Here is a 9,830-nt window from a genome sequence, read left to right as displayed (position 1 = left end):
TCGGAACGTCGCGATGGGGTGCCACGCCGACTGGCTGTCCGTTGACGCGACAACCGCTGCGGGCGGACACCCCCCGACACGGCCCCTTCCGTGAGCCGGCGGGTGCGGGTGGTGGCACCCCCGCTAGCGCGCGTCTACGTGCTGGAAGTCGACGTTGGTGAGGCGGGCTGCCTTCGGCGTCAGCTCGGCCAGGCCCTGGCCCTCGAAGGTGTCGGTGATCAAGGCGCCCCTGGTGGCGCCCAGGGCGGACTGCTCGTCATTGGGGACGAGCGCCGCACTGGAGCGGTAGGACTCCTTCAGCAGGGATTCCTGCTTGTGGGCGAGCGGGAGGAGGGCGAGGACGCCGCCGTCGGCTGTCCGCAGGGCGTAGACGCTCTGGTCGGCGGGGGGCTTGGCGAAGAACTTCTCGGTGGCCATGCCCTTGACCGCGCCCTCGGTGCTGCTCCGCTGGTAGGTCTTCTTGGCGTTCTCGATGGGCTTTGTGGAGGTCAGGGCCTTGCCCTTCTTCTTGCCGCCGGTTTCGAGGTAGTCCGCGTAGGCGGCGCGTATGTCGGTGGGGGCCAGCCCGCCGATCTTGGTGCCGGGGGCGACAGCCTCGGCGAGGCCGTCCTTGTCGAGGGCCGGCTTGGGGATCTCCGCCGCGGCGGCCCACAGGGACAGCACCATCTTGTAGGTTCCGTCCACCTTGTCGAAGACCAGGAGCACTCTCGAAGGGCTTGGCGTAGTCCCTCTGGTCCTTCTTCGGCCAGGTGTCGAAGAGGGTGTAGACGGCCTTGTCCATCGCGTAGACCTGGCCGGCCTCGACCGTGGCGAGGAGCTTCTCGTCCTGGGCCGCGTTCGCGAGCTGGCGTGCGTGGAGCTTGCAGGCGTCCAGGAGAACCAGCCGTGACCGTCTCGCCCAAATCCGACACGATCGCCCCTCGGCCGCCTGCGCAGTGAGTTCACGTCAAGAACGCAAACAACCCCCTCGCCGAAGGCAACATCAAAGCTGAACGAATGGGCTCCACCCATCGTCCAGGCTCAGCCCGCGCAGGACGTCGTCGGCCACCGCCTCCCACTGCTTGCCGGGCAGGTCACGACGGCGGCTTGGGTGTCGATGGCGAAGTCGTCGAGGGTGAAGCCGCCGGGGACGGCGGGCCGCAGCGGGGCGGGTTTGAGGAACAGCCGGTGCCCGGCATCGTGGAGGGTCTGGCGGGCCTCGCCGGTGGAGTAGGCGGTGTCACCGAAGACGTCCAGCGGCTTGTTCTCGTCGGCGAGCAGGTCCAGGCCGACGGCGGCCTCGTGGTGTTCGGCTCCGGCGCCGGCGGTGTATAAGCCGGTCTCGGGCTCGATGGCCAGGTGGGCCTCGAAGCCGTCCTGCTGGTGGCTGCGGGTCTTGTGGACGTGCCGTGCTTCGGGATCGACGGTGGACACGGTGCGGCCCGGGGCGGTGCCCCGGGTGATGCGCCAGCGTCCGTCGCGGCCGTCGGAGTCCTCGGCGGGTTCGACGTCCTGGCCGGCGACCAGGGCCAGGATGCCGACCGCGTTCGCGGCTTTCTCACCGAGTGGCTGTTCGGGCAGGTGGCCCAGCAGCCGCAGCGCGTCCGTGACCAGCGCGTCGACCAGTTCGGCGCGAGCCTGCTCGTCGTTCCAGGCGATGTGGGGCTTGCCTGGGTCGGTGTAGTCGTGCGTGGTGCACTGCGCGTCGGCGCCGGGGACCTCGCGGACCACCGCGCGGACGGCGGCGATGATCTGGGTGACGGTGTCCTGGGTGGCGACCCCGTCGTCCAGCACGGTGGAGTCCAGCGCCCTGCGGTGCTTGCCCTTGAGGACGCCGGTGGCCTTCACACCCCTCGCGCACGGCGTCGAAAATAGGGTTCGGGCGGGCGGAACGGGCCAGTCGGCGGCGGAAGTAGGCCAGCAGCGACGGGTCGAAGGCCATGTCGTGAAGGCCCCAGCCCGCATGCGGCTGCCACCGCAGGTTGCACCGCAGTTCCTGGACCGTCTCGAAGTCCGACAGCCCGTGCAGGGCCTGCAAGGTGATCACGGCGGCCAGGATCTGCGGCGGCATGCTCGGCCGTCCGTTCGCCGATGGATACATGTCCGCGAACATCGCCGCCGGGAACAGCTCGCCGCGGTGCTCGGCCAGGAACGCGAACACACTCCCGGCCGGGATCAGACCCCGGCAGGGCCAGAACCCAAGATCTTCATGAGTCTCCTGGGCCTGGTTGTCGCGGGTACCCGCGCGTTGATGCGCCGAACGGGTGGGACGGCTTCGGTCTGCCGGGGGCGGGGGAAGGGGTCCTGGTCACCGCCGCCCCGGTCTTCCTCTCGCGGCACCTGCTCGGCGTGGAGTCCGCGCTCGGCGACAACCTGGCCCGGGGCCTGGGATGGTCGATGGCCACGCTGTTCCGCTTTCTGACCTACCGGCGGCTGGTCTTCGTCCCGCCCTGATCCGCGCCCGCCGTCGGCGTGCGACTGCGTGAGGCCGCGCAAGGCGCTGCTAGCATCCGGGCATATGGTGCAAAGCTGTCGTATTTGGTGTGCGCGACACTGGGCGTGGGTGCTGGGGGCGATCGCCGCCGTCTGCTGCGCGGCCACCGCAATCGTCTTCTATCCCGGATTCCTCAGCCCGGACAGCGTCTCCCAGCTCAGTCAGGCGCTGGGTGAAAGGCCGCTGGCCGACTGGCATCCGCCGGTGCTGAGTCTGGTGTGGCGTGCGCTGATCGCCGTGAGCGGCACCGCCGCCGCCATGGCGGTGCTCCAGTCCGTCGTCGTCTGGGCGTCGTTGTGGCTCATCGCGTGGTGCGTATGGCAGTACACCGCCGACCGGCTGTCCTCGCTGGCGGTCCTCGCGATCGGACTGGCCCCCCACGTCCTGACGTTCGTCGGCGTGGTATGGAAGGACGTGCACATGGCGGCCGCGCTGCTCGCCGTCACCGCCGTGGCCGTCACCGCGCGGAGGCTGCGGCCGGAGCAGGTCACGTTGCGACGCGTCCTGTTCGCCATCGGCCTGGTGTGCCTCGTCTACGCCGTGTTGGTGCGCAAGAACGCTGTTTTTGCCGCCGTTCCGCTGTTCGTGATGCTCGTCCTTGCGGTCCGCCGTGGCACGGGCCGGCGTGTGTGGGTTCAGGCTTCGGCGGCCTTCGTTGTGGCGCTCGTCGTCCCCATCCTCGCCATCTCCCTCTTCGCCCGGCCCGTCGAGACTAGCCAGGTGTCACAGATCGCGCTCGACGACCTGGTGCACGTCCTGAGCGCGGACGAACTGCGGGCCGCCGACGTCTCATCGGAGCTGCGCGACCGGCTCGTTGCCGCCGCGGGGGAGTGCGAGCGCATCAACGCCGTCTCGGACGCGTACTGGCGGTGCTATGAGCGCGCGCCCGACGGACTGGCCACGGATTCGGAGGAGCTCAACGCGCTGTGGAGGCGCCAGATGGTCGAGCATGTGCCCGGCTATCTCGCGTACCGGCTGGACCTGTTCTCCAACCTGCTGTTCCACACCACCTATCAGTACCAGGACGGCATCCTCGGCAACGACCTGGGCATGGAGGTGGCGCATCCGCGGCTGGAGGCCAAGCTGCAGTACTACGTCACCACCGTGTACCGGCTCGTGCCGCCGCTGTTCGCCGGGTGGTTCTGGCTGGCCGTCGCCGTCGTGCTGGCGCTGCGACCCGGGACCGGCGTGTTCGCCACACCCGTGCGGGTGCTCGGCATCAGCGCGGCGCTGTACATCGTTGGCTACCTGCCCATCGTGCCCACCACCGACTACCGCTACGTCTACTGGCCAGCGCTGGCCGGGACCCTCGGCCTCATGCTGCTGTGGGCCGACCGGCGGGCCGGGCGGGCCTGACGGTTCACCGGTCGATCTCGGTGAACAGCTCCTCCCAGCGGTCGAGCACGGTGGGCAGACTCAGCGAGGCGACGTGCCCGCGTGCGGCGGCGCCCAAGCGTCCGCGCAGCGCGTCGTCCGACACCAGGCGCCGCAGCGCGTCGGCGAACGCCGCGGTGTCCCCGGGCCGCACCAGCAGGCCGGTGCGCTCGTGGTCGACGAGCTCCCGCACGCCGGCGGAGATGTCGAAACCGACGCACGGCACCCCGAAGCCGGCCGCCTCGGCGAGCGCCATGGGGCGCCCCTCCCGGTCGCTGGTCAGGGCCACGACCGACAGCTCCCGGTAGGCCGAGGCCATGTCCTCGACGCTCCCCCGGAAACAGACACGCTCGCCGACGCCCGCCTGCTGGGCGTGCCGGCGCAACTCCGCCTCCTGGGGTCCGTCACCAAAGAGGTGCAGTTCCCAGTCTGGCAGGTCGGCGCAGGCGGCGGCGAAGGCGTCGATCAGCCGGTCCAGGCGCTTGACGGCCTCCAGCCGGCCGACGGCCCCAATACGGCGGGTGTCCAGCGCCGCGGGCTCATCCAGGGAGAACGGCAGGGGGTTGGGGATGACGCACGCGTTGGGCAGCCGATAACTCTGGAACCGGGCGGCGTCGTCCTCGCTGAGGAAGACCGACTTCTCCAGTTGCGGGTAGTGCCGCAGGATCAGCCGCAGGTTCGCCGAGGCCTGTGCCTGCGGGAAGGACTCGTGATACTGGCCGATACCTTTCAAATGCGGCCACCTCACCGACGTGAGCCAGTCCGCCGCCCACGGCGAGCCGATGATCAGGTAACCGTCCTCCACCGCGCGGAAACGCTCCTCGACGCGGGCCCGCGCCCGGTCCCGTTCGGCGTGTTGGACGTGCCTGCCGTACAAACGCCGGGGGTGCAACACATCGCGGAAGCGCCGGACCGGAGTGCCGGGCCTGGGCGGGCGGTCGTAGAGGGTGGTGTGCCGGTACGCGGGGGACTCCTGGTAGGGGTGCGGCTGAGGGCTGGGGCGAATGCCGATCAGGTCGACGCGGTGGCCCCGTTCGGCCAGGCCCTGGGCCAGAGTGTGCAGTACGCGTTGCGAGCCGCCCAGCGAGTCGACATCGGTGCCGACGAGGAAGACACCCCGGCCGCGGCCGGCTGGGGCACGGTCGGGGATCATCGGGCGTCACCTTCGAAGAACGCGTCCACGACGGCCTTGGTGGCCTGGCCGGTGGCGTACGGGTTGAACCGTTGCTGGAAACGGGCGTACCGCGCGGCCCACTCCCCTTGCACGCCGTCGAGGTCCTGCAGCGCTTCGGCCAGTTCCCCGGTGGTGGTGAGCAGTGGGCCCGGAGCGATGTCCGGAAGGTGGTAGTACATGCCGCGCAGGCTGCCGCCGTACTCCTCGTGGTCGTCGGTGAACAGCAGGATCGGTCTCCCGAGGTTCGCGTAGTCGAACATCACCGACGAGTAGTCGGTGACCAGCGCGTCCGAGGCCAGCAGCAGGTCGTTGATGTCGCAGAAGGAGCGCCCGTCGCGTACCGCGTGCCCCAACTCCGGTGGCACCGTGAACCGTTCGTAATAGTGCGGGCGCACGACCACCGTCCAGGCGGCGCCGAGACGTTCGACCAGCTCCGCCAGATCCACCCGGACGGACCGGCCCGCCTCGCCGGGGCCGTCGCGGAACGTCGGCGCGTACAGCAGCACACGGCGTCCGGGTGGAACCATCAGCCGGGTGCGGGCTGTGGCGGCGCGGGCGCGCTGTGCGGGCTCGTTCCAGCGCACGAGCACGTCGTTGCGCGGCAGCCCGCACGTCAGCAGCCGGCCGGTGAACTCGTTCGCCCGCACCACGGTGCTCTCGAACTCCGCGCTCGGTGAAACGAGCGCGTCCCAGCGGGCCACCATGTCGCGGTGCTGCTGGTGCCGCTCGGGAGTCGCGAACCGCAGCGCCGGCACGTCGAACCCCATGTGTTTGAGCGCCTGTCCGTGCCAGGTCTGCAGATAGCGCGTCTCGGGCCGTTTGCCGTAGCTGGAGGGGAAGCCGTGCGTGTCCACCCAGTACGCCGCTCGCGCCAGGGTGCTGACGTACTTCCAACTGCCACGCCGAACCAGCCGCACACCCTTGGGGAAGGACGAGGTGTCCCCGGTATGGGACCACACGGGCGTGAGCGGCAGCCCGCGGCGGACGATTTCCTCGTAGATGTAGCGCGGACTGTCGGTGTAGCCGCGGCCCTCCAGGGCTTCGAAGACGATCAGCCCGCGGTCCACAGGCAGCCTGCTCAGCTCCCGGTAGGCCAGCCGCTTGGCCCCGTTGCCGGTGAGTTTGCGGTGCACTTTGCGGGCCTTGCGGCGCAGCGGCTGCACCCGCGGCGTCAGCCGTTCGGCGTGAGCCAGCGCTCCGGTGCGCACCCAGGTGAACTCGAGCCGGCCCGCTCGCCTGCCCTCGCACACCACCCGCAGATCGTGCCCGGCCAGGGGACCGTGCGAGAGGTGGGTGACCAGCGCGGGCAGGCCGGGGTCTGCGAGTACGGGGTCCGTGCGTCGGGTGCCGAGCCGGTCCAGGACGACGACGGGATGCCTGCGGCCCTTGAAGCCCTTAGCCGACAGTGGGACGCGCCGGGGATCGACCTCCACGTGCGCCGTGTGCACGTCGGGCTCGACGGGGTCGGCGGTATAGCGGAACGGTACCTTCAGCGGAGCTGCACCGGCGGAGAGCCACAGTGCCGCGGTGACGGGCTCGGGGCCGGTGAGGAGGCGGGCCGGGTCGTAGGTGCGCAGCGACAGGCGCAGCACGCGGCCGGCGGCCATCACCTCCGCCACCTCGTGCCGGACGGGAGCCGACTCGAAGGGCTGCTCGTCCATCCGCCAGTCGGTGATGTCGAGTTCATCCAGGCTGTCCGCACCCGGCTTCGACGGGCCCCAGTACATTCGGCCGGCTTCCCTGACGACGTGACGGGGTGCGATCCGTTCGCTGCCGAGGGCACGCGCCGACTCGATGGCCTCCTCGACGCGCCCCTGGGTGAGCAGGTGCAGGCAGACGCGCTGCCCTCGGGGAAGAGCGTGCACCGCGACGGGGGTGAGTTCACCGAGGTACGGCGTCACAATCCCGGCGAACCACCGCGTCCACTCCCGCCCCCGGAAGGGCAGGTCACCCAGGTAGAGGCGAAGGTCGTGGCGAAGGAACTTCTCGTCCTTGGCCCGGCGCAGATCGGCGTTTCCGCTGTCCCGCAGGAAGGCGTCGATCATCCTGGACACCGCGATGCGGTCGCGCACGTTCTGCAGCTTGTGGCGGCTGGAGGAGATCGACAGATGCTCGCGGTCGGCCGCTAGCCGCCAGGTGTAGACGGGCCATGGCACGACGGCGAAACTCCGTGCGAGGGTGAACGCCTTGGCCGTGAACAGCTGGTCCTCGAAGTGGATGCCTTCGGGGAAGCACAGCGCGTTTTCGGCGATGAACCCGGCCCGGTACAGCTTGTTCGTGGCGAGGTGGTCGTGGAAGTACCGCGGCTCCTCGCGCACGCCGTTGATGAGGCGCGCCGTCTCGAAGAGGTCCGGATACCACAGCCGTCGATGGTTGCTCTCCTCGAGCACGCGTGTCACCGCTCCAGTGGCGAAGTCGACCTGTTGACGTTCGGCGGTGAGCAGCAGCGACTTGCAGGCGTGCCTGGGAAGTTCGTCGTCACTGTCGAGGAACATCAGGTAGGCGCCCCGGGCGGCGGCCACACCCGCGTTGCGCGGAGCGCTGCACCCCCCGCTGTTGCGGTCCAGACGCAGGTAGCGCACCCGGGAGTCGCCAGCCGCCAGACCTCGGGCCACCGTCTGCGTGGCGTCGGTGGAGCAGTCGTCGACGACGAGCACCTCAAGGTCGCGCAGGGACTGGTCGAGCACCGAGCGCACCGCACGCGGCAGCCGCCCGGCGTCGTTGTAAACGATGACGACCACGCTCACAGCGGGAGCGGGGCGGGCCGGCCGCACGGCCTCGTCGACCTCTGTGACTGGCATACGCGTCGGACTCCTCACACGGCAGCCTTCATGGCCTGACCTACGCCCCCAGGCTCACCCCAAGGCCGGGTGCTCACCAGCCGGGGCCAGTCACCGATAGGCCGCTCAGGACCCCTTACCCCCGTTCGGACCAGCCTGGGAATCCGACCGGAGCACCGCATGGTCACATGAACACGCAACTGCTGGACCGCTCCCGTGAAGGAGTTAGGCATATGGAGACCTTCAAGGGCTCACGATGACGCGCTAACTGTGCGAAGAGACTGACGAGATGACCGAGTCGGAATCCGACCCGGAGACCGAGGACGACGAGAGCCTCTGGTACCCCGAGGACACGTGCCTCATGTACCTGATACCGCCGTAGGCGGTTTACCTGCTCGAACGCTTGACAGCTGTAGATAATCCCGGCATGCCGGTACTGCTCGATAGGGATGGGGGCGACGCCGGTTCGTTGACCGAGCGGCTCCAGATCGTACGGATCGGGGCGTGGCGGCCGGAGCATGCGGCCGACGTCGGCGGGGGCGCCGAGGCGACGCCTCCCAGGCTGCCTGACCGAGTGCCTCGGAGAGATGTCGCTCCAACCGGGTGATGTGCGCGGACACGCGCGGGTCGGTAAGGCTGGTCGGTTCCAGCGCGCGCTGCAAGCGCTGGCCGGGGCGTGGCCGCTGCCCCTCACGTGTTACGTCGGCAGCCCCGACGGAAGGCGAGCGGAGCTCAACGTCCCGTACGACTACGCGACGCTCTACCGCAGGCCAGAATCGACACGGTCGGTCTAGCAGTCGGTAAAGTCGGCGATCTTCTTGGCGGCCGCCTGGCTGACCACGCCCTGAGGGGCGGAGGCCTTGTCGGTGCCGGCGGACTCGCTGCCGCACGCGGTCAGGGCGAGGGCGGCCGTGGCGCCGACGGCGGCGGTCCGCAGTGAGAGGGGGATGTGGGGGGACATGCCGGGTGATCTCCTTGTGGCCACTGACAGTGACGGGGTCAGGGAGGACAGTAGCCACCCGGCATGGACATGATCCGGGCGGGGGCTACGCCAGCAGGCCGGAGGACTTCCAGAGGCGGCGGCCCACTCCCCGCAGCACGCCGATGTCGTCGAGGAAGTCCGTCAGCCGCTTCGAGCCGTTCTGCATGACCTCCCGGCGATGTCCGCTGGCCCTGACCTGGGCGAGGGCCTCGCGCTTGTCGAGGCCGACGTTCGTGTAGACGTCCGGGTTCACGAACGCCACCGAGAAGACCCGGGCGAACTCGCCGGAGGTGACCCGGGTGAACTCCTGGGACCACTTCGGGGCCGTCACCATCTGGCGGCGGAGTTCCTCACGGGCGTAGCGCACGTGTCGGGCCTCCTCGACCACGTGGATGCGGGTGACGCCCCTGACCAGGGTCTGGACGCGCTCGTCGGGGAAGGTCAGGCGCTGCATCCAGTCGAGGACCTCCTCGCCGAGGAGGGTGGCGGTGAAGGAGCCGGGGGTGGTGGAGATGGTCTTGAAGAGGCGGCCCAGGTGCTGGTGGGCGCGGCTGACCGGGTACCAGGGTGTGTCGCCGTGGGAGATCAGGCGGGCGAACATCTTGGAGTGCCGGCACTCGTCCTCGATCTCGGTGAGGGCGTAGCGGACGTGTGCGCTCGTCGCGGCCTTGTCGTAGATATGGCGGACGAGGAGCTGCATGAGGATGATCTCGAACCAGATGCCCAGGGAGGCGAGGGCCGCCGCCTCGTGCTGGGAGAGCAGGATCCGCTGTTCCTCGCCCATGCGCTTCCAGAGCGGGGTGTCATAGAGGGAGACCAGCTCCGGGGGCCAGAACCACTTGCCCTCCTCGAAGGGCGCGTCCCAGTCCAGTTCCTTGTCCGGGTCGAAGGAGTGCTTGGCGGAGGAGTCGAGCAGCCGCTGGGCCACCTGCTCCCGGTCCTTGAGCAGGCCGAGGGCGTCGCGCAGGCCGTCGAGCGCGTCGGCTTCCGTCAGGGTCGTCATGGCTGCCCACCTCGTTGTGCACACGTCACTGTCCCCTTTATGAG

General features: G+C 69.7%; 6 protein-coding genes and 1 pseudogene. 1 reads left to right on the top strand and 6 read right to left on the bottom strand.

The annotated features are described in order from the left end of the window. Nucleotides 1-123: 123 nt before the first annotated feature. Both ACFT32_RS35355 and ACFT32_RS35350 read right to left on the bottom strand, forming a co-directional pair. On the bottom strand, nt 124-705 hold the full coding sequence (locus tag ACFT32_RS35355; protein WP_382497398.1) for a hypothetical protein: 582 nt from the start codon (nt 703-705) through the stop codon (nt 124-126). A gap of 345 nt (nt 706-1,050) precedes the next feature. Further along, nucleotides 1,051-2,158, bottom strand: a pseudogene (locus ACFT32_RS35350) (transposase); the annotation flags it as partial. 384 nt (nt 2,159-2,542) lie between these two features. Here ACFT32_RS35350 and ACFT32_RS35345 point away from each other — a divergent pair. Continuing rightward, the gene (locus tag ACFT32_RS35345) at nt 2,543-3,829 is read left to right on the top strand and encodes a hypothetical protein (protein WP_382497396.1); all 1,287 of its coding nucleotides are present in this window, start codon (nt 2,543-2,545) and stop codon (nt 3,827-3,829) included. 4 nt (nt 3,830-3,833) lie between these two features. Here the strand turns inward: ACFT32_RS35345 and ACFT32_RS35340 are convergent, their stop codons facing one another. From ACFT32_RS35340 to ACFT32_RS35325, 4 genes are all read right to left on the bottom strand, one after another. Next, entirely contained in the window at nt 3,834-5,000 is a 1,167-nt protein-coding gene (locus tag ACFT32_RS35340; protein ID WP_382497394.1) for a glycosyltransferase, read from the bottom strand. Continuing rightward, the gene (locus ACFT32_RS35335; protein WP_382497392.1) at nt 4,997-7,822 is read right to left on the bottom strand and encodes a CDP-glycerol glycerophosphotransferase family protein; all 2,826 of its coding nucleotides are present in this window, start codon (nt 7,820-7,822) and stop codon (nt 4,997-4,999) included. Before ACFT32_RS35335 ends, ACFT32_RS35340 begins: the two co-directional genes overlap by 4 nt. 769 nt (nt 7,823-8,591) lie before the next feature. Beyond that, nucleotides 8,592-8,762: a hypothetical protein gene (locus ACFT32_RS35330; protein ID WP_382497390.1), complete on the bottom strand. Its 171-nt coding sequence runs from the start codon at nt 8,760-8,762 to the stop codon at nt 8,592-8,594. Between the two features lie 85 nt (nt 8,763-8,847). Continuing rightward, nucleotides 8,848-9,786: a diiron oxygenase gene (locus ACFT32_RS35325; RefSeq protein ID WP_031108281.1), complete on the bottom strand. Its 939-nt coding sequence runs from the start codon at nt 9,784-9,786 to the stop codon at nt 8,848-8,850. Nucleotides 9,787-9,830 lie beyond the last annotated feature (44 nt).

The organism is Streptomyces sp. NPDC057002 (assembly GCF_042673825.1).
Classification (GTDB): domain Bacteria; phylum Actinomycetota; class Actinomycetes; order Streptomycetales; family Streptomycetaceae; genus Streptomyces.
Note: the sequence above shows the minus strand (reverse complement) of the source record. Positions and strands in the feature narration are given on the sequence as shown.

What these genes read in the sequence shown, in the direction of transcription:
- ACFT32_RS35335 (WP_382497392.1), bottom strand. Translation starts at nt 7,822, where the DNA reads ATGCCAGTCACAGAGGTCGACGAGGCCGTGCGGCCGGCCCGCCCCGCT.
- ACFT32_RS35330 (WP_382497390.1), bottom strand. Translation starts at nt 8,762, where the DNA reads ATGTCCCCCCACATCCCCCTCTCACTGCGGACCGCCGCCGTCGGCGCC.
- ACFT32_RS35340 (WP_382497394.1), bottom strand. Translation starts at nt 5,000, where the DNA reads ATGATCCCCGACCGTGCCCCAGCCGGCCGCGGCCGGGGTGTCTTCCTC.
- ACFT32_RS35325 (WP_031108281.1), bottom strand. Translation starts at nt 9,786, where the DNA reads ATGACGACCCTGACGGAAGCCGACGCGCTCGACGGCCTGCGCGACGCC.